The organism is Aciditerrimonas ferrireducens (genome assembly GCF_023130475.1).
Classification (GTDB): domain Bacteria; phylum Actinomycetota; class Acidimicrobiia; order Acidimicrobiales; family UBA8190; genus Aciditerrimonas; species Aciditerrimonas ferrireducens.
The window spans coordinates 80,532-98,851 of the sequence record NZ_JAKHEX010000006.1 but is presented as its reverse complement, the minus strand read 5'-3'; the positions used below and the strand labels follow the sequence as shown (position 1 = coordinate 98,851).

General features: G+C 73.8%; 18 protein-coding genes and 3 pseudogenes. 10 read left to right on the top strand and 11 right to left on the bottom strand.

Features of this window, described 5'->3' with window-relative positions:
* Positions 1-3 precede the first annotated feature (3 nt).
* The 9 genes and pseudogenes from Acit_RS05750 to Acit_RS05715 all read right to left on the bottom strand — a co-directional run bounded on the left by Acit_RS05750 (position 4) and on the right by Acit_RS05715 (position 8,384).
* Positions 4-651, bottom strand: coding sequence for a peptidoglycan-binding protein (locus tag Acit_RS05750; RefSeq protein WP_248106817.1), 648 nt, complete (start codon positions 649-651; stop codon positions 4-6).
* A 63-nt stretch (positions 652-714) separates the two neighbouring features.
* Positions 715-861: pseudogene (locus Acit_RS13880) on the bottom strand (peptidoglycan-binding domain-containing protein); the annotation flags it as partial.
* A gap of 38 nt (positions 862-899) precedes the next feature.
* Positions 900-1,226, bottom strand: coding sequence for a thioredoxin (trxA, locus tag Acit_RS05745; RefSeq protein ID WP_248106816.1), 327 nt, complete (start codon positions 1,224-1,226; stop codon positions 900-902).
* 135 nt (positions 1,227-1,361) lie between these two features.
* Positions 1,362-2,321, bottom strand: a complete 960-nt coding sequence (trxB, locus tag Acit_RS05740) for a thioredoxin-disulfide reductase (RefSeq protein ID WP_248106815.1) — start codon at positions 2,319-2,321, stop codon at positions 1,362-1,364.
* Positions 2,318-2,662, bottom strand: a complete 345-nt coding sequence (locus Acit_RS05735; protein WP_248106814.1) for a hypothetical protein — start codon at positions 2,660-2,662, stop codon at positions 2,318-2,320. The genes trxB and Acit_RS05735 overlap by 4 nt, the downstream gene beginning before the upstream one ends.
* A gap of 9 nt (positions 2,663-2,671) precedes the next feature.
* Complete coding sequence (locus tag Acit_RS05730) at positions 2,672-3,520, bottom strand: DegV family protein (RefSeq protein WP_248106813.1); 849 nt, start codon at positions 3,518-3,520, stop codon at positions 2,672-2,674.
* Positions 3,521-3,605: 85 nt separating this feature from the next.
* On the bottom strand, positions 3,606-5,396 hold the full coding sequence (gene murJ, locus Acit_RS05725) for a murein biosynthesis integral membrane protein MurJ (protein WP_248106812.1): 1,791 nt from the start codon (positions 5,394-5,396) through the stop codon (positions 3,606-3,608).
* Positions 5,393-7,678, bottom strand: a complete 2,286-nt coding sequence (locus Acit_RS05720; RefSeq protein ID WP_248106811.1) for a hypothetical protein — start codon at positions 7,676-7,678, stop codon at positions 5,393-5,395. The genes murJ and Acit_RS05720 overlap by 4 nt, the downstream gene beginning before the upstream one ends.
* A 55-nt stretch (positions 7,679-7,733) precedes the next feature.
* Positions 7,734-8,384 (bottom strand): TIGR03085 family metal-binding protein, encoded by a 651-nt coding sequence (locus Acit_RS05715; RefSeq protein ID WP_248106810.1) that lies wholly within the window; start codon positions 8,382-8,384, stop codon positions 7,734-7,736.
* Between the two features lie 49 nt (positions 8,385-8,433).
* On the opposite strand from Acit_RS05715, the gene Acit_RS05710 reads away from it, so the two are divergent.
* A complete protein-coding gene (locus Acit_RS05710) occupies positions 8,434-9,954 on the top strand; it encodes a CCA tRNA nucleotidyltransferase (RefSeq protein WP_312709842.1) in 1,521 nt (506 codons plus the stop codon).
* Here Acit_RS05710 and Acit_RS05700 read toward each other — a convergent pair.
* Together Acit_RS05700 and Acit_RS05695 are read right to left on the bottom strand one after the other, a co-directional pair.
* Complete coding sequence (locus tag Acit_RS05700; protein WP_248106809.1) at positions 9,854-10,951, bottom strand: inositol-3-phosphate synthase; 1,098 nt, start codon at positions 10,949-10,951, stop codon at positions 9,854-9,856. The genes Acit_RS05710 and Acit_RS05700 overlap by 101 nt on opposite strands.
* On the bottom strand, positions 10,948-11,655 hold the full coding sequence (locus Acit_RS05695) for a PadR family transcriptional regulator (RefSeq protein ID WP_248106808.1): 708 nt from the start codon (positions 11,653-11,655) through the stop codon (positions 10,948-10,950). The genes Acit_RS05700 and Acit_RS05695 overlap by 4 nt, the downstream gene beginning before the upstream one ends.
* Positions 11,656-11,834: 179 nt before the next feature.
* Between Acit_RS05695 and Acit_RS05690 the strand changes: the two genes are divergently transcribed.
* The 9 genes and pseudogenes from Acit_RS05690 (at position 11,835) to rplI (ending at position 18,275) form a co-directional block, all read left to right on the top strand.
* Complete coding sequence (locus Acit_RS05690; RefSeq protein WP_248106807.1) at positions 11,835-12,266, top strand: DUF5318 family protein; 432 nt, start codon at positions 11,835-11,837, stop codon at positions 12,264-12,266.
* A gap of 259 nt (positions 12,267-12,525) precedes the next feature.
* On the top strand, positions 12,526-13,515 hold the full coding sequence (locus Acit_RS05685) for a DUF929 family protein (RefSeq protein ID WP_248106806.1): 990 nt from the start codon (positions 12,526-12,528) through the stop codon (positions 13,513-13,515).
* Between the two features lie 107 nt (positions 13,516-13,622).
* Positions 13,623-14,159 (top strand): vitamin K epoxide reductase family protein, encoded by a 537-nt coding sequence (locus Acit_RS05680; RefSeq protein ID WP_248106805.1) that lies wholly within the window; start codon positions 13,623-13,625, stop codon positions 14,157-14,159.
* Between the two features lie 89 nt (positions 14,160-14,248).
* Positions 14,249-15,745: a Na+/H+ antiporter NhaA gene (locus Acit_RS05675; RefSeq protein ID WP_248106804.1), complete on the top strand. Its 1,497-nt coding sequence runs from the start codon at positions 14,249-14,251 to the stop codon at positions 15,743-15,745.
* A pseudogene (locus tag Acit_RS05670) lies at positions 15,627-16,387 on the top strand (3-methyl-2-oxobutanoate hydroxymethyltransferase). Before Acit_RS05675 ends, Acit_RS05670 begins: the two are co-directional and overlap by 119 nt.
* A 202-nt stretch (positions 16,388-16,589) precedes the next feature.
* A complete protein-coding gene (gene rpsF, locus Acit_RS05665; RefSeq protein ID WP_248106803.1) occupies positions 16,590-16,937 on the top strand; it encodes a 30S ribosomal protein S6 in 348 nt (115 codons plus the stop codon).
* A 1-nt stretch (position 16,938) separates the two neighbouring features.
* Positions 16,939-17,403: a single-stranded DNA-binding protein gene (gene ssb / locus Acit_RS05660; RefSeq protein ID WP_248106802.1), complete on the top strand. Its 465-nt coding sequence runs from the start codon at positions 16,939-16,941 to the stop codon at positions 17,401-17,403.
* Positions 17,404-17,406: 3 nt separating this feature from the next.
* Positions 17,407-17,664 (top strand): annotated as a pseudogene (gene rpsR, locus Acit_RS05655) (30S ribosomal protein S18); the annotation flags it as partial.
* A gap of 158 nt (positions 17,665-17,822) precedes the next feature.
* On the top strand, positions 17,823-18,275 hold the full coding sequence (gene rplI / locus Acit_RS05650) for a 50S ribosomal protein L9 (RefSeq protein WP_248106801.1): 453 nt from the start codon (positions 17,823-17,825) through the stop codon (positions 18,273-18,275).
* The last annotated feature ends 45 nt before the right edge of the window (positions 18,276-18,320 follow it).

Below are 18,320 nucleotides of genomic sequence, written 5' to 3'. Positions count from 1 at the left end.
GAATCAGACGGGGGCGGCAGCCCAGGCTTCGAGGGCGCCGGCCAGGGCTTCGGCCACCTCTGCCAGGCGGGCCACCAGGAGGTCGGCGGGGCCGAGTTCGCAGCGGACGGCGGGCATCTGGGTCTCCCGGAGGACAGGCACCGACATCCCGACCACCGCAGTGGCCTCAACGAGCTCGAGTGTCTCGTCGATCGCTCGAGCGACCATTTCCGCAAGACGTTGTCCGCCTGGTGAGACGTAACGGTACCCCGCGTAGTAGGCGCAGGTGCAGTGGGCGGCTGTGGGTTCGAGACGGAGGCCGAGGAAGACGTCAACCTCGGCGCGGTTCGCCATCGCCGCTTGGACCGAACCGTCGGGATGGAGGATGGGCACGACCAGCGCGCCGCGTCGAGCCAGCCGGCGGCGGACGGCCGCGGCGAGGGCGTCGAGGCCACCGGGCTCGGCGAGGGCGATCCGGCGACGGAGGAGGGTCCGGGGGCCACGGAGCAGCCGTTCCCGGTCGCGCACCACCGACACGAGGGAGAGCTCGGGGTGCCGGGGGGTCACTCGAGGGGCGGTGGTGGGGCCGAAGATCCCGTCGACCCGACCAGGGTCGAAGCCGAGGGCGGCGAGGCGCTGCTGGAGTTCGGCGACGTCGTCCCCGCGGAGCATGGGTCGGCGGAGGTAGAGGAGGCGACTCCCGAGCTGGTAGCCGGCCTCGACCAGGGCGCTCCAGGTCTCCCGGCCGCAGACCCCGTCGACCCGCAGGCCGCGGCGGTGCTGGAAGGCCTCGAGGGCGGCGCGGGTCCCCGGGCCGAAGTGGCCAGGGGTGTCCGGCGCGCACGAAAGGCCCAGGTCGGCCAGACGACGTTGAAGGTCGGTGACCGCCGGTCCGTGGTCGGCGGGCCGGAGCGGGAGGCCTAGAGGTAGGCGGCCAGTTCCTGGACCAGCTGCGCCTTGCCCCGGGCTCCCACGATCCGGGCGAGGGGCTTGCCCTCCTTCAAGACCAGCAGGGTCGGGATGCTCAGCACGTCGTACCGCCGGGCCAGCTCCGGGTTCTCGTCGACGTTGACCTTCGCCACCGCCAAGCGGTCCTGCTGCTCGGTGGCGATCTCCTCGAGGACGGGGGCGATCATCTTGCACGGCCCGCACCACTCAGCCCAGAAATCCACGACCACGGGTCGGTCGGCCGTGGTCACGTACTCGTCGAAGGTGCTGGTGGTCAGGGAACGGATCAGGTCGCTCATCACTGCTCCTGGTTCTTGGCAGGCCCGCAGGGACGGGCCGGCGGACGGGGAGTACAACACGTCGGGCCGCCACGATGTTCCGGCCCACTGGCCGGTGGCCCGGGAGGACCACGGCGGCACGGGTGGGCCGAGCGCTCACCGTCCCTGGGCTTCGAGCCAGCGCTCGGCGTCGATGGCGGCCATGCAGCCCGACCCGGCAGCGGTCACCGCCTGGCGGTAGACCCGGTCCTGGACGTCGCCGCAGGCGAAGACCCCTTCGACGTTCGTCCGAGAACCGTCGGTCGTTCGGAGGTAGCCCTCGTCGTCCATCGCCAGCTGGCCGGCGAAGACGCCGGTGCTGGGTCGGTGACCGATGGCCACGAAGCACCCGGTGACCCCGAGGACTTCCTCGCTGCCGTCCCGAACGTCCCGGAGGCGCAGGCCCTCGACGGTCTGCTCGCCGAGGACCTCCTCGACCACGGCGTGCCAGCGGAAGCGGATCTTGGGGTTGGCGAAGGCCCGCTCCTGCATGATCTTCGAGGCCCGCAGCTCGCCGCGACGGTGGACGACGGTGACGGAGCGGGCGAAGCGGGTGAGGAACAGGGCCTCCTCCATGGCCGAGTCCCCGCCCCCGACCACGGCGATGTCCTGGTCCCGGAAGAAGAAGCCGTCGCAGGTGGCGCAGGTCGAGACCCCGTGGCCGAGCAGGCGGTCCTCGCCGGGCACCCCGAGCGTCAGGGCCTGGGCACCCGTTGCCACGATGAGGGCCCGGCTCACCACCGCCGGTTCCTCACCGCCGACGGAGGTCCACAGGGCGAAAGGGCGTCGACCGAGGTCAACCCGGGTCACCTTGGCCGTCACGAACTCGGCCCCGAACCGCTCGGCCTGGGCCCGGAAACGCTGCATGAGCTCCGGCCCGAGGATCCCCTCGGGGAAGCCCGGGAAGTTCTCCACTTCGGTGGTCAGCATGAGCTGGCCGCCGGGCTGGTCGCTCGTGGAGGACGGCTCGCCCTCGACGACGAGGGGTCGAAGGTTGGCCCGGGCGGTGTAGACGGCGGCGGTCAAGCCGGCGGGGCCCGAGCCCACGATCACGACATCGCGCTGCTCGGCGGTCATCGCTGACGCTCCTCGGCGGGGCGACGTTGCCGCCAGGCTAGGCCACCGAGCAGGCAGAGGAGGGCCCCGAGGAGGGCGTCGGAAGCCCAGACCCGATTGCCGAAGGCGTCGACGTCGAGCAGGCGAACCAGGCCGATCCCGGCGGCCACGGCCGCCACGGTGCCCAGGGCCAGGGCCACCAGGGCCAGGACCAGGGCTCGGCTCAGCAGGAGGAGGGGCCGAACGACCCGATCGTGGACGAGGTCGGCGACGCCTTCGACGGCGTCGGCCACTCTCACGGCCAGGTCCGGGCCGTCGCGGTCCATCCCCGGGGGAGCGGCCGTTGGTTGGATGCCGGACATGCCCGCAGGCTACCCGCCGGTCCGCCGAACGACGCAGACGCCGATGGTCCCCGGTCCGGCGTGGGCGCCGACGACCGGGCCGAGCGGGGCCACGAGCGGCTCGGGCTCGGGCACCGCGGCCCGGAGGCGCTCGAGGAACGCCTCGGCGTCTTCGACAGCGCCCTCCACCACCCCGATGCGCTCGAAGGGGCCCAGGCTGGCGACCTTCTCGACCAGGTAGGCGAGGGCCCGGGAGCGGGTGCGCTGCTTGGACTCGACCTCGACGACACCGTCGCGGACCTCGATGATGGGCTTGATGGCGAGGACCGAGCCCACGAGATGCGCGGCTCCCCCGATCCGACCGCCTCGGCGGAGGTGGTCGAGGGTGCCGACCACCCCGAGGACCGCGGTCCGGGCCATGCGGGACCGGACCGCCTGGACCAGGTCGGGCAGGCTGGCCCCGGCTGCCGCCTGCTCGGCAGCACCGAGGACCAACAGACCGAGGCCGAGGGTCAAGGTGCGGGTGTCGACCACCTCGATCGGCAGTTCGCCGGCCAGGTCCTGCGCGGCGGCGCAGGCCGACTGGTAGGTGGCCGAGACCCCCCCGGAGAGGGTCAGGCAGAGCACTCCTTCGGCACCGTCTTGCCCGGCGGCCTCGAAGGCCTCTCGGAAGGCCCCCGGCGAGGGGGCCGCCGTACTGGGCAGGTGCGGTCCGGCGAGGAGGCGCTGCCAGAAGGCGCTGGTCGAGAGCTCTCGCTGGTCGACGAGCTCCTCGTCGCCGAACCGGATGGTGAGGGGCACCACCCGGATGCCGTGCGCCGCAGCCGTCTCGGGCTGGAGGTCACAGGCACTGTCGGTCACTACGCAGACGCCGGCCACTGCCCCTCCCTTCCTCGGCGCGGCTCGGGCCCCGCAGTCTGCCATGCGGCGGCTGGGCGCTGCCGGAGCTCCGGTTTGCCGGTCCTCAGGTCGGTCGACGGGGTCGGCGCGGCCGGGGCGAGGGGGGAACCGCCGAGGGGAGGCGGACCCGAGCCAGGACCTCGGGGGCTGGCGTGGCCGTTCCCCGTCGACGGGGTTGGCCGTCTGGTCGCGTTGGGCGACGCGACGCGGTGCCGGATCGCCGTCCGAGCCGGGTGAGACCCAGGCCGGCCAGGGCAGCGACGCTGCCGAGGGCCAGACCAAGGAGGAGCCGGGCCAGGAGGATCGGCCCGCTGTTCCCCCCGAAGAGGTCCACGCCGACGGCGGCGCCGAGGGCGACCGCCAGGGCCACGCCGACGGCCTGGGCGGTTGACCCGACCAGGACCCGTCCGCCCAGCCCACGGGCCAGTTGGCGGACCCGGGCGAGGGAGGCGAACGCAGCCACGGTGTAGGCGGCGGCGATGGAGGCGGCGATGCCTTGGACCCCGAGGGGGCGGTAGAGGGCCAGGGCCAGGACGATGTTCAGGGTGTTCTCCAGGGCGTAGAGCCAGAAGGCCGATCGGAGGTCCTGCATGGACTGGAGGGCCCGGACGGCGAACTGGAAGGTGCAGAACCCCGGCAGCCCGAGGGCCAGGACCGCCAAGGCCTGGGCGGTGTCGCTGGAGCCGCTCTGGTGGGTCAGGTGGGCGAGGACCGCGACCCCTGTCCTCGCCAGCACGGCCAGGGCGGCCGCGGCAGGGAGGATGACGGCCAGGGTCGCCTGCAGGCCGTTGGCCAGCCGACGCCGGAAGGACGAGAGATCCCCGAGCGTCCAGTGCTCGGCCAGTTCGGGAGCCGTGGCCGTCATGATGGACACGGCCACCACCCCGTAGGGGAGCTGGAAGAACTGCCAGCCGTAGGTGTACGCGGAGACCGCCTGGGGACCGATCGCCTCCGAGAGGGCCAAGACGACCGCCAGGGCCAGTTGGTTGGCCACGACCAGCCCGAAGGTCCAGCCCGAGAGGCGCACGACGGTCGCCACCGCCTCGTGGCGCAAGGCCGGTCGCCAGCGCAGCCGCAGCCGGGCTCGCCAGAGGGCCGGGGTGAGGGCGGCGGCCTGGAGGGCCACGCCGGCGGTGGTGCCGACGCCGAGGAGCAGGATCCAGCCCTGGTGGTGCAAGAGCAGCTGGGCGGCGTCGGCCCGGTCGACCAGGGCAGGCCCGACGATCTGGCGGAAGGCGACGAGGACACCGATGAGCACGACGTTGTTGACCACAGGCACGAAGGCCGGGGCGGCGAAGTGCCGCCGGGCGTTCAAGACGGCGGTGGCCACGGCGATGAGGCCGTAGCAGGCCAGTTGGGGGACGAAGAGGACCAGGAGGTCGACCGACAGCCGACGGTCCGCGGTCGTGGCCGTCCCGTGCTGGAGGGCGGTGAGGGCGCTGACGATGAGGGGGCTGGCCGCCAGGAACGCCACGGAGGCCACGGCGATGGCCAGGACGGCCACGCTGACCACCGCCGAGATGGCCTCCCAGGCCTCGTCCTCCAAGCGGCTGGTCAGTCGCTCGACGAAGACCGGCACGAACGTCGCCGAGAGGACCCCCCCGAGGACCAGGTCGGTGACCATGTTCGGGACGGTGTTGGCCAGGTTGTAGTCACCCGAGACCGCTCCGAACCCGAGGGCGTAGACGGTGGCCAGGGTCCGGAGCAGACCGGTCAGCCGGGAGAGCAGGGTGCCCGAGGCCATGAGGCCGGTGGCCCGGGCCAGGCTGGGCCGGGACGGACCGGTTCGGCCCGGGGCCGGGCGCTCGGAGCCCTGCTGGTGCCCCGGGTCGGACGGCGGGGGCAGGTCGTTCACGCGCCCGTCCTCTCAAGGCCCCGGGCGCTCAGGGACGATTGCGGCGTCCGGCGTCGGGCGTGGCGGCCCCGGGGCCGCAGGAGGGTCCTGGCCCACCAGGCCAGCAACACCAGGAGGGCAGCGCCGGAGAGGACGAGCGCCTCCCAGGTGGCCGACAGGGACTGGACTTCGAGTCGACCGCTGACCAGGGCTGCGCCGTTGGGGGCCAGGAGCGTGGCCCGGACCCGGAAGGCCCCGGCGGACCGGGCCCGGACCGAGACGTAGACCGCGTCGGCGGCCCGGCTGAGGGTCACGGGGCAGGCGACCCCGGTGAAGCCGCCGGGGACCGGGTCCGTGCCTCGGCAGCCGTCGAGCGGCGTGAAGAGAAGCTGGTCGCTTTGGATCCGCAGGGTGCCGGCGAGCGGCATGCCGGTCTGGTTGGTGAGGGTGATAGGGACCCGCAGAGCCTGCGAGGAGGTCAGGCGAATCGTGGTGTCGGGGACGTGGATGCGGTCGACCTCGTCCCCGAGCGCGGCCGAGAGCGCCTCGAGGGCTTGGTGGCGAGCCGGAGCCGTGAGATCTGACGATGCGGCGAGCACCAGCTGGGTCTCGAGCCGGCCGGCGAGGAGACGACCGGCAGTGCTGCCGGCGAGGGCGTCAGCCAACCCGGTCAGTTGCCTGGCCGCGCCCCGCAGGGCGTCGCCCACGGCCAGGACGCGGCCGCCTGGAGGCGTGGCCAGCGGACGCTCGGCGGGCTGGCCGTCCGCCCCTGCGGGCACCTGGGAGAAGTAGGTCGAGAGGGTCACCGGGTCGAGGGCCGGGTCGAGCGAGAGGCCGGTCAGGAGGCCGCTGAGCTCGCTGGCCGAGAGGGTGCCCGGGTCCGGGGCCACGACGAGGCCCCGGGGCTGGCGGGCAGAGGGCTCCTCGTAGGCCGCCAAGGTCAGGTCGGCCACCACCCAGTGGGCGGCGAGGACCGGGTCGTGGGGGAAGGCGGTCAGCTCGGTCGAGGCCTGCGGGTCCACCTGGGCGGCGAGCAGCGGTCCGCCTCGCAGGCCCTGGAGGGCGACGGGTGCGGCGCAGCCGAGGGTGCAGGGTCGGCCGGCGAGGTCGCTGGCTGGGAGGACGAAGTTCCGGATCCCGCCGCAGGCTTGCCTGACGGCGGCGATCGTCTCGGGGTCCTGGGGGCCCTGGAGGAACGCCGTCAGGGGCACGAGCGGCAAGCCGGCCAGCGCCGAGCAGCTCTGGGCGAGGGCGGTTTCCGCAAGGGGTTGGAGGCCGGCTCGGACGAGCGCCGGGAGGTCGAGGGGGGCGAGGGGTTCGGCCACCACCTGCCGGTCCGGGGCGCGCAGGGCCCCGTCGAGGGCCCGCCGGTCGGCGGAGGACCAGGCGGCGAGGTCCGTGAGGAGGGCGGGTTCGGGGGCCAAGGTGAGGGGCAGGCGACTTTGGGCACTGGCCCGAGCCAGGGCAGCCAGGGTGGCCTGGGTGGCCGGGGAGGGCAGGGCACGGACCAGCGGGGCGGCGAGAGGGACGACGAGGGCGACCCGCAAGGGGCTGAGCACGGCGGCGGGGCTCGTGCGGGGATAGGTGTACACGAGGGTGGTCACCAGCGAACTGGTCCGCCGACCGCTCGTCAGCTGGACCACCACCGGGTAGACCCCGCCGCAAGACCCCGGACCCCCCGGGCAGTCCAGGGGGACCGGACCGAGGCTGCCGGGCGGCACGCTGGGGTCGGGGTGGCTGGGAGTGGCCAGCACGAGGCGGATCGCCAATCGGCCCAGGCCGGCGCTCGGCAACTGGGAGAGGGACAGGGGCGTGGAGGCCCAGAGGAGGGGCTGGCCGATGGTGCCCGCAAGGGCAGCTGCCAAGCCCGAGCGGGTGTGGAAGCGGCCGTAGACCAGGACCCGCAGGCTGGCGTCGCTGCTGGGCGCCTGGACCGCCACCTGCAGCTCGTCGGCCTGACCGGGCTCGGTGACCCAGGGGGCTGAGACCAAGAGGAGCGAAGGGGACGACGAGGTGCTCGGCCGATGGGCCGACCTCGCCGCCCGGAGGGTGACCGGGAGGCTCCGAGCGGCAGCGGAGACGGTCGTGCGCAGGCCCAGCGCGCCCTGCTCGCCCGGGGGACCCGGAGGGACGAGCGCAGCCCAGCCCACCGCCAGGCCGGCGAGGAGCGCGGTGAACCTGGCGGTGCTGGTGGCGATCGGCCGGGCCCGAGAGCGATCAGCCGGCCACCGACGGCAGTAGCGGGCGATGCGGGCGAGGAGGCCGTCGCGACGAGCCGGGGTCCCGCCCCGGATCCGTGCCACGTCGGCCAGGAGCCTACTGAACGGCTGGCCTGCGGCCCGATCGAGCGGAGGCGGGCTAGAGCCCGAAGGAGACCTGGGCGAGGCGGGCCAGGGCCTCGGGCTCCCCGGTCGGCTCGACCTGGGCGATGGCTTGCCGACCGTAGAGGTAGAGGGTCAGCTCGCTGGGCCGTCCCTGGAGCACCACGGTCGGGGTCCCGGGGCGGAGGACTCGCTGCTGGCCGTCGGGGCGGCGGAGGGCGATGCCGAGGCCGCCGGCCCGGCGGACCAAGAGGCGACCGGCGACGCCGAGCAGCCCCCAGAGGGCCTCGTCGAGCGCTCGGGTCTCCTCGGCCGGCCGAGGGGGGAGGGCCTCGGGCCCGGCCCGGCGGACGTCCTCGTGATGGACGAAGAACTCGGCCAGGTTCACCTGCGGGTCCAGGGGCGCCAGCCAGGCGGGCGGGCCGCTCTCGACGAGGGCCACGAGGTCGTCGTAGGGAAGCTGCCGGACCTCCGTCGTGGCCCGCTCGAGGAGTCGCCGAGCCGGGCCGCCGAGCAGGATGCCCGGGGCGGCGAGGGGCCGGCGTTCCCGGACGACCAGGTGGACCGCCAGGTCCCGGGTCAGCCAGCCCTCGCAGAGGGTCGGGGCGTCGGGCCCTCGCTCGGCGAGCAGGCGGGCCAGGGCCCGCCGTTCGGTGCGGCTGGGCGGTGACGTGGCGCTTCGGGACACGGCCGGAGGCTAGCGGGCGGGGTCCGGCGGGGCGCTACCCTCGGGCGTCGTGGTCCCCGATCGGGTGGCACGTCTGGTGGAGTTCACCGCCCCCCTGGCCGAGCGCTTCGGCGCGGCCGGCCACCGGCTGTACCTGGTGGGCGGCTCGGTCCGGGACCTCTTCTTGGACCGGGTCGGCGAGGAGCGGGACCTCGACTTCACCACGGACGCCCGACCCGAGACCACGGAGCGGATCCTGCGGGAGCTGGCTGACGCGGTCTGGTTGCAGGGCAAGGCTTGGGGGACCATCGGGGCCCGTTGGCGGGGTCGGCAGCTGGAGGTCACCACCCACCGGGCCGAGGCGTACCGCCCCGAGTCCCGGAAGCCCGAGGTGGTCTTCGGCGACGACGTCACCGTGGACCTCTCGAGGCGGGACTTCACGGTGAACGCCATGGCCCTCCGCCTGCCGGTCGCCCCGGACGAGGAGCCGGAGCTGCTCGATCCCTACGGTGGCCTGGCCGACCTGGCGGCCCGACGGTTGCGGACGCCCTTGGCCCCCGAGGAGTCCTTCGGCGACGACCCCCTGCGGATGCTCCGGGCGGCCCGCTTCCTGGCCGGTCTGCGCCTGGAGCCGGACCCGGCCCTGGTGGCGGCGGTCCGGGCCATGGCCGCTCGTTTGGCCATCGTCTCGGTCGAGCGGGTCCGGGACGAGCTGAACGAGCTGCTGGTGCTGCCCAAGCCCTCCCCTGGCCTGGCCTTCTTGGTGGGAACCGGGCTTGCCGAGCAGTTCCTGCCGGAGCTGCCGGCCCTGGCGCTGGAGCAGGACCCCATCCACCGGCACAAGGACGTCCTGGCCCACACCCTGGCCGTGGTCGACAAGACCAGCCCGGATCTGTTGCTGCGCCTGGCGGCCCTGCTGCACGACATCGGCAAGCCCCGGACCAGGGCCTACGGTCCCGACGGGGTGAGCTTCCACCACCACGATGTCGTCGGGGCCCGTATGGCCCGGGAGCGCCTGGTGGCGCTGCGCTACTCGGCGGAGGACGTCGAGGTGGTGAGCCGGCTGGTGGAGCTGCACCTGCGCTTCCACACCTATCGGCTGGGGTGGACCGACCGGGCGGTCCGCCGTTACGTCCGGGACGCCGGTCCCCTGCTCGAGCGCCTGAACGAGCTGACCCGCTGCGACTGCACCACCCGGAACGCGGCGAAGGCCCGGGCGCTCGCCCGCCGGATGGACGAGCTCGAGCAGCGCATCGCCGAGCTGCGGGCCCGCGAGGAACTCGACGCCATTCGGCCCGACCTCGACGGCCGCCAGGTCATGGCCCACCTGGGCATCCCGCCCGGTCCGCTGGTCGGCGAGGCCCTGGCGTTCCTCCTCGACCTGCGACTCGACGAGGGGCCCCTCGGCGAAGAGGAGGCTCGCCGCCGCCTGGACGCCTGGTGGGCCGCTCGCCGGGCCGCCGACGACGCTGGCGAGGCCGCCCGGCTGGTCAGTCCGCCGGCCAGCGAGGACCGGGATCGCCAGCGGCGAACGCCTCCACCAGGGCCCGGGCCTCGTCGTCGTGGTACTGCACCGGCGGCGACTTCATGAAGTAGGCCGACGGGCCGACCAGGGGGCCGCCCAGGCCGCGGTCCAGGCCGAGCTTGGCGCAGCGGATGGCGTCGATGATGACCCCGGCGGAGTTCGGGGAGTCCCAGACCTCGAGCTTCAGCTCGACGGCCAGGGGGACGTCCCCGAAGTTCCGGCCCTCCATGCGGATGTAGGCCCACTTGCGGTCGCTCAGCCAGGGCACGTGGTCCGAGGGACCGATGTGGACGTCGTCGGCGTCGAGCACCGTGTGCTCGATCTGGCTGGTCACCGCCTGGGTCTTGGAGACCTTCTTGGACTGCAGGCGGCTCCGCTCGAGCATGTTCCGGAAGTCCATGTTGCCGCCGAAGTTCAGCTGGTAGGTCCGGTCCAGGGCGACGCCGCGGTCCTCGAAGAGCCGGGTGAGGACCCGGTGGAGGATCGTCGAGCCCACCTGGCTCTTGATGTCGTCGCCCACGATCGGCACCCCGGCGTCCTGGAAGCGCCGGGCCCAGGTGGGGTCGGAGGCGATGAAGACCGGGATGGCGTTCACGAAGGCCACCTTGGCCTCCAGGCAGGCCTCGGCGTAGAAGCGCTGCGCCTGCTCGGAGCCCACCGGCAGGTAGCTCACGAGGACGTCCACCTGCCGCTCCCGCAGGACCGCGGCGACGTCCACCGGCTCGGCCGGGGATTCCTCGACGACCTCCCGGTAGTAGGTGCCCAGACCGTCCAGGGTCGGGCCCCGCTGGACGGTCACGTCGAGGTGACCGACCGGGGCGAAGCGCACCGTGTTGTTCTGGCCGGCGAAGATGGCCTTGCCGAGGTCGATGCCCACCTTTGCGGCGTCCACGTCGAAGGCGGCGACGAACTCCAGGTCCCGGACGTGGTAGCCGCCGAGCTCCACGTGCATAAGGCCCGGCACGGTGTCCTCCGGGGAGGCGTCCCGGTAGTAGCCGACCCCTTGGACCAGGGAGCTGGCGCAGTTGCCCACGCCGGCGATGGCGACTCGGATGGGGCTCATGGCAGTCCTTTCGTGACGGCCGCGGCTGCGGCACTGGACGGGGCCGCCGAGGCGGCTCGGGACGGGTCAGGCGAGGGCATCGGGGCAGGCGACGGCGTCCAGTGGACGCCGTCGTCCCCGCCGCTTCGTTCGGCGGCGATCAGCCGGTCGAGCCAGGAGATGTCCTGCTCGGTCGACTCCTTGGCGTGCTCCGCTAGGGACCGCGCGTAGCGATCCAGTTGGTGGTCCGCGGCCACGCGGCGGGCCGCCTCCAGTCGTTCCTGGAGCTGGCTCCGTCGTCGCTCGAGCAGCCGGAGGCGGGCGGCAGGCGGCAGGTACCGGGCGAAGGCCAAGCGGAGCCCGAAGCTCCGGGCATCCTCGCCGGCTCCTGGCTCGGCGGCCAACAGGGCGGCGAACTGCCGACGCCCCTCCTCGGTGATCCGGTAGACCTTCCGGCCACGTCGACTCCGCGGCGCCGGTCCCCGCCGTGGCCAGAACGCCGCCCGCTCGCCGGCCAGCGAGCCGGTCATGGGGATCCCGGGCGTCGACGCGGCCTCGCCGGCGGCCACCACGGCACCGGAGCGCTCCAGGCGAGCGAGGGCCGGGTAGAGGGACCCGAAGGAGACGTTGGCCAGGAACCCCAGCTCCTCCCGGAGGCGCCGCCGAATCTCGTAGCCGTGGAGCTCCTGCTCCTCCAGCAGGCCCAGGATGGCCAGCTCAAGCACCCTGGGCCTCCATCCTGATCCTGGCACTCGCCACGCTGGACGCTCCTCGGCAGTCGGCTGAACCGTCGATCGGCTTGACCATCGACAGAACCTATCGTACCGATATATCGACGTGTCGACAAGCCGGGGTGGGGGTCGGGGGCGGCTCTGCGGTCCCCCTCGGCGGTACCCTGGCCCCGATGCGTGGAGGGCCGCCGGGGGTGCGGGGGTTCGCCGTCGCCGGGGACGGCGGTCGGGTCGAGTACCGGCTTGCCCGGAACGCCGTGGTGCGGGAGGTCCGCCGCGGGCGGCTCTCGCGGGTGGAGGTCTGCGACGCCCATCCCGAGCTCCTGCGGGCCGCCCGGAACGTCGGGGCGGCGGCCGGCGAGCCCTGCCCCATCTGCGAGGCCGACGACCTGGTCGAGGTGACCTACGTCTTCGGGGCCCGCCTCCCTCCGAACGGGCGATGCCCGGCCAGCCGGGCCGAGCTGGACCGCCTCTGCAACCGGGTCGAGCAGGTGGCCTGCTACGTCGTCGAGGTCTGCCCGAGCTGCGCCTGGCACCACCTGGTCCGGATGTTCCCCGCCGGGGGGCGCCAGCGAGCGGCACGGCGCAGGGCCCAGGAGGGGTGAGCTCGCCGGCGACCGGCTCCGGCGGCAGACCAGGGGATCGGTCCTCCGCTCTTCACCCCGTCACCGACCGGTGTCGCGTCGTGCGCCCCGTCCCCGGCGGGTGCGGCTGAGAGCTTGCTGTGCATCGGGGCCCCTGCTCGTGCCTGGCGGTCCCCGAGGGGGCAGGATGGTGCACGATGGTGGGCGGAGCCTGGCGCCCGCCGGGCGAGCCGGGTCGGCACGGGGCCGGCCTGGAGCGAAGGAGTCGAGGAGTGCAAGCGTGAGCCCGACCCAGTCCAGTAGTTCCCGAGGGGGCGCCAGGGGCGCCGCTGCCCGGTCCGGTGGCGCCGGGCCGGGGCGGCCGTCGGGCAACGGTCGGGGCGGCCGGCCGGCCCAGGGCCGGACGATCCAGGCCCGGCCGCCGGGCCGGCGGGTCCAGTCCTCGACCATGGCGGTCATCGCCGTGGTCCTCGTGGTGGTCGTGGTCCTGGTCGTCGTCCTGGTGAAGGTGACCGGGGGAGGCTCGTCGTCAGGAGCCAACGGCCTGAAGCCCCCGGCGGTGACCACGGCTTCCCCGGCCGTCCTCCAGGAGGTCGAAAACGTCCCGAACAGCGTGCTTTCGGCCGTGGGCACCGGCGGCTCGAACGTGAACCCGCCGGTGGTCCAGAAGCACCAGCCGGTGCTGCACCTGAACGGCTCGAGCAAGCCGGCTGCCCTCTACATCGGGGGCGTGTTCTGTCCCTACTGCGCCGCCACCCGCTGGTCCTTGCTGCTGGCCTTCTCGAAGTTCGGGACCTTCAGCGGCGTCCAGGAGACGACCTCCTCGCCGTGGGACTACGCCCCGGACACGCCGACCTTCGACTTCCTCCACGCCACCTACAGCAGTCCCTACGTGAACTTCGTACCGGTGGAGTACCTGAGCCAGGACAAGGACGGGCTGGACACCCACACGGTGCTCACCCCCCTGACCTCGACCGAGCAGCGGCTCTACAGCACCTACGACAACCCTGAAGGGGTGCCCTTCGTGGACATCGGCAACCTGGTCTTCATCAAGAGCGCGCCGATCGACCCGCAGCTGCTCGACGGCAAGACCCAGGCCCAGGTGGCCGCGCTGCTCTCGAACCCGAGCAGCCCGGTGACCCAGGCCATCGTGGGTACGGCGAACTACATCATGGCCGGGGTCTGCGCCATCGACGGCGGCCAGCCGGGCTCGGTGTGCACGAACAGCGGGGTCCAGGCGGCGGCCAAGGCCCTGGGGATCAACGCCTAGGCCGGAGGCGGTCTCCGATGGCGAGGCAGCGGGGCGCGACGACCCGTGCGCCGGCGCGGGACCGGACCCGCGTCGGTGCACGGGCAGCCGAGGTCGACGAGCGCGCCGTGGCAACGAGCTCGGACGGCGAGGAGGGCGACGCGGCGGCCTGGCTGGAGGACCTCCCGCGGGTCGGTCGGGCGGTGCCCTGGGTGGCCCTGGTCCTCTGCGTCCTCGGGGTCGCAGATGGCGCCTACCTGACCTACACCCACTTCCACCCTGGCGCCCTGGTCTGCTCGACCTCGGGGCTGATCAACTGTGCGAGGGTGACCACCAGTCAGTACTCCCGGGTCCTCGGGATCCCGGTGGCCATCTTGGGCCTCGCCTTCTACGTGGTCTTGACGGCTGTCAACCTGCCGCCCCTGTGGCGCTCCACCTCGATCTGGCTGGCTCGGCTGCGGCTGGCCATGGTGGTGGTCGGCATGGGCATGGTCATCTACCTGGTCATCGCCGAGCTCTTCCTCATCGGCAACATCTGCGAGTACTGCACCGGGGTCCACATCCTCACCTTCGGGATGTTCGTCCTCGTGGTCCTCACCTACCCCACCCTGGCCGAGCGGGCCCGCCAGGCGGGTTCGGCCGTCGGGGAGGCTACGGCCGCCTAAGCTGAGTGGCGGTCGGGCCTCGTCTGGACGGCCCGGCTCCGTTCCCATCCCTTCGTCGGCGTGCCGGGAAGCCTGGTCGGCAGGAGGCCATGGCACGCCCCACCACCCCGACCCCGACGTGGGCGGCGAGGACCTGGCACGGAGACCAGCTCGGCGGGCTCCTGCTGGCAGCTGGTGCCCTGGTGGCGCTGGTCCTGGCCAGCAGCCCCTGGCGGGCCGGCTACGAGCACCTCGTCTCGGCTCGACTGCGACTGGCTGCGGTGGCCCCCGGAATCCCGAGTCTCCGGGGATGGGTCAACGACGGGCTCCTGACCCCCTTCTTCCTGGCGGTCGGGCTCGAGCTTGCCGAGGCCCGGGCGTCGGGGGGTCCGCTCGCCGGCTGGCGGCGGTCCTTGCCGCCGGTGCTCGGCGCGGCCGCCGGCATGGGGGGTGCGGCGGCGTGCTACCTCGTGGTGGTCGGTGGAGGGCCCCTGGCCCGGGGCTGGGGCGTGCCCATGGCCACCGACGCCGCCCTGGTGGCCGCGAGCGCCGCCCTGCTCGGCCCCCGGGTACCGCCCTGGCTGCGCAGCTTCCTCCTCGCCTTGGCCGTGGCCGACGACCTGGGGTCGGTGGCGGTCCTGGCCGTGGTGAGCGGCCAGCACCCCTCGGTGCCGTGGCTGGGCCTTGGGGTAGTGGCGCTGGTGGCCGTGGGCCTCCTGGGGCGCTGGCAACAGGCGGCCTGGCCGGCCCTGGGGGGGACGGTCGTCCTCTGGCTCATCCTCGCCCGGGCCGGGGTCGAACCGGCCCTGGCCGGAGCTCTGGCGGGTGCCACGGTGCCAGCGGGGACGGCCGGCGCGTCCCGGACGACCGCCGTGCTCGAGCCCCTGGTCCAGCTGCTGGTCCTGCCGGTCTTCGGCCTGGCGAACCTGGGCATCGACCTGCGGAGCTCCCTCTTGGCCACGCCGGCCGCCCGCAGCGTCTTCTGGGCTGTCCTGGTGGCCCGGGTGGTCGGCAAGCCGATCGGGGTGCTGGGCGGCGGACTGGTCGGTGACGCGCTCGTTGGCCGGCGGACGGGGAAAGGGCCGTGTGCGGGTGCCCGGTTCCGGGGAGCGCTCGGGTCGCGGGGGCGGACCGGGGCACTGGCCGGAGGTGGAGCCCTGGCTGGCGCCGGGGTGACGGTGCCCCTGCTGTTCGCCGAGACGGTCTTCGGCCGGTCCTCGGGCCTCGAACCGGCTGCAGCCGCCGGCCTGGTGGCGGGGACCCTCGGGGCCAGCGCCCTGGGTGCCCTCGTCCTGCTCGCCATCGGTCGGGCCCAACCGTCGGCTCTCGCCCGCGGCCCAGAGGGCGCCCCCTGCGCCGCTGGTCGGCACGTCGCCGGCGAGGGGGCCGGTGGTACGGTGCGGGGAGCCGCCGGCAGCCCCCAAAGCGCTGGACGGCGAGGAGGCAGCGATGACGGAGGCTTCTCTGCGCCGGCCCCTGACCGTGCCGATGGTGCGGGGACGGAAGCGGGCCAAGGGCGCCGAACCGCTGGTCATGGTCACCGCCTACGACGCCCCGAGCGCCCGGGTGGCGGACGCCGCCGGCGTGGACCTGATCCTGGTCGGTGACTCGGTCGCCAACACCGTCCTCGGGTACCCGGACACCCTGCAGGTCGATGTGGCCGACCTGGCCCACCACGTGGCCGCGGTGACCAGGGCGGGCCCGCGGGCCCTGGTGGTCGCCGACCTGCCCTGGCCGAGCTATCACCAGGGGCGGCGGACCGCCGTGCGGGCCGCGGCCCGACTGGTGCGGGCCGGGGCGAAGGCGGTGAAGCTCGAGGGGGGTGCACTGCGGGTCCCGGTGGTCGAGGCCCTGGTGGACGCCGAGGTCCCGGTCATGGGCCCCAGGGCCGGGGGGCCGAGGCGCGCGAGCGGCTCGTGGCCGACGCCCTGGCCCTGGAGGCCGCCGGGGTGTTCGCCGTGGTCCTCGAGGGGATCCCGCCCGCGGCCGGTCGAGCCGTGACCGAGGCGCTGGAGGTGCCGACCATCGGCATCGGGGCCGGGCCGGACTGCGACGGACAGGTCCTGGTCTTCCACGACCTGGTCGGCCTGAACCCCGGGCCCGTCCCCCGGTTCGCCCGGCGCTACGCCGACCTCCTCGGCCAGGCCACCGCAGCGGTGGCGGCCTTCGCGGCCGACGTGCGGGAAGGTCGGTTCCCCGGGCCCGAGGAGACCTACCCGGAAGACGCCCCCAGCGGGAGCCCGGCCTAGCACCGGTCCGCGTCCCGGGCCCAGTCCAGGGTCCGCAGGAGGGGGCTGGGCTCGGCGGCCGGGCGTGGAGCAGGGCCAAGAGCCCACTGGGCTACGATGAAGCATCCCTGCCGGCCCTGGCGCCATGGCGTCTCGGGCTGGCGCCCTGCTCCGGGTGGTCCGGGGCCCCGGCGTGGCCGGGTCCAGAGGGAGGAGGCCGTTCGTGCGGCTCTATGAGGTGATGGTTATCTTCGACACCGAGGTGCCAGACACGGCGGTGAACGCCGTGCTGGACCGAGCCCTGGAGGCGCTGCGCACCCACGGCGGGCAGCCGGGACGGGTCGACCGGTGGGGACGGCGACAGTTCGCCTACGAGATGCGGCACCGCCACGAGGGCTACTACGTCGTGGTGGAGTTCACGGGCTCGCCCGAGGCGGCGGCGGAGCTGGACCGGGTGCTGGGACTGGCCGACGAGGTCCTGCGGCACAAGGTGGTCCGCCTGCCCGACCGCCTGGCTCGCCGGTCGACCCCGACCGGTCGTCGGGCGGCCCGGCCTGCGGAGGTTGGGTGAGATGTCGAACGGGAACACGGTGGTGCTGGTCGGCAACGTGACCCGGGACCCCGAACTGCGCTGGACGGCGACGGGTCAGGCCACGACCACGTTCGGCTTGGCGGTGAACCGGCGCTGGCAGAACCGTCAGACCCAGGAGTGGGAGGAGGCGACGTCGTTCTTCGACGTGGTCTGCTGGCGGGAGATGGCGGAGAACGCTGCCGAGAGCTTGGTGCGGGGCAGCCGGGTGATCGTGACCGGTCGGCTGGAGCAGCGGTCCTGGGAAACCCCGGAGGGGGAGCGGCGGAGCAAGATCGAGGTCGTGGCCGACGAGATCGGTCCGAGCCTGCGCTGGGCGACCGCCCAGGTGACGAAGAACGAGCGGCGGGGCCCGACCGGCGAGGGCGCCCGTCCCGCCCCGGCCGGTCGGCCGGCACCGGCCGCCGCCCAGGGCGGTGGTTACGACTACGACGAGGAGCCGTTCTGAACCATGGCGAGGAACACCAACGATCGTCGGAGCCGCCGGGCCGCCAAGGAAGCGGCTCGGCGTCCGAAGAAGAAGCCGTGCCTGCTCTGCCGGGACAAAGTCGAGTGGGTCGACTACAAGGACGTGGCCCTGCTGCGGAAGTTCATGAGCGACCGGGGCAAGATCCGGGCCCGGCGGGTGACCGGCAACTGCAGCCAGCACCAGCGGGACGTGGCCGTGGCCATCAAGACCGCCCGGGAGCTGGTCCTCTTGCCCTACACCCAACGGACAGTGACCGAGCGGTCGGGCAGCAAGGCCCGGGCCGGTCGGGCCGGTCGGGCTGGCGCCGAGGGCGCCGTGCAAGAGCCGGTGGTCGAAGAGAGCGAGTCGGCGGCAGCCGAGTCGGCTGAGGTGGCCGAGTCCGTGGAGGTGGCCGGCTGATGCGGGTGGTGCTGCGCGAGGACGTCGAGCGTCTGGGGCGTCGTGGGGACATCGTCGAGGTCAGCAAGGGTTTCGCCCGGAACTTCCTCGTCCCGAGCCGTCGGGCGGTGCCGGCCACGGCTGGCATCGAAGCTCAGGCGGCCGCGATGCGCCGGGCTCGGGACCAGCGGGAGGCCGCTGCCCGGCAGGCTGCCGAGCAGGCCGCCCGGACGCTGACCGGGGCGACCGTCCGGGTGGTGGCGCGGGCGGGGGCCGGCGGGCGGCTGTTCGGCTCGGTGACCGCAGCGGACGTCGCCGCCGCCTGCCAGGAGCAACTTGACGTGGTGTTCGACCGCCGACGGCTTCACCTGGAGGAGCCCATCAAGACCGTTGGCCGTCACGAGGTGGCGGTCCAGCTGCATCCGGACGTCGTGGCCCACTTCTCCGTGGAGGTCGAGGCGGAGGGCGCCTGAGCCTGCCGACGGGCCGACCGAGGCCTGTCAGACCCGCCTGGCAGG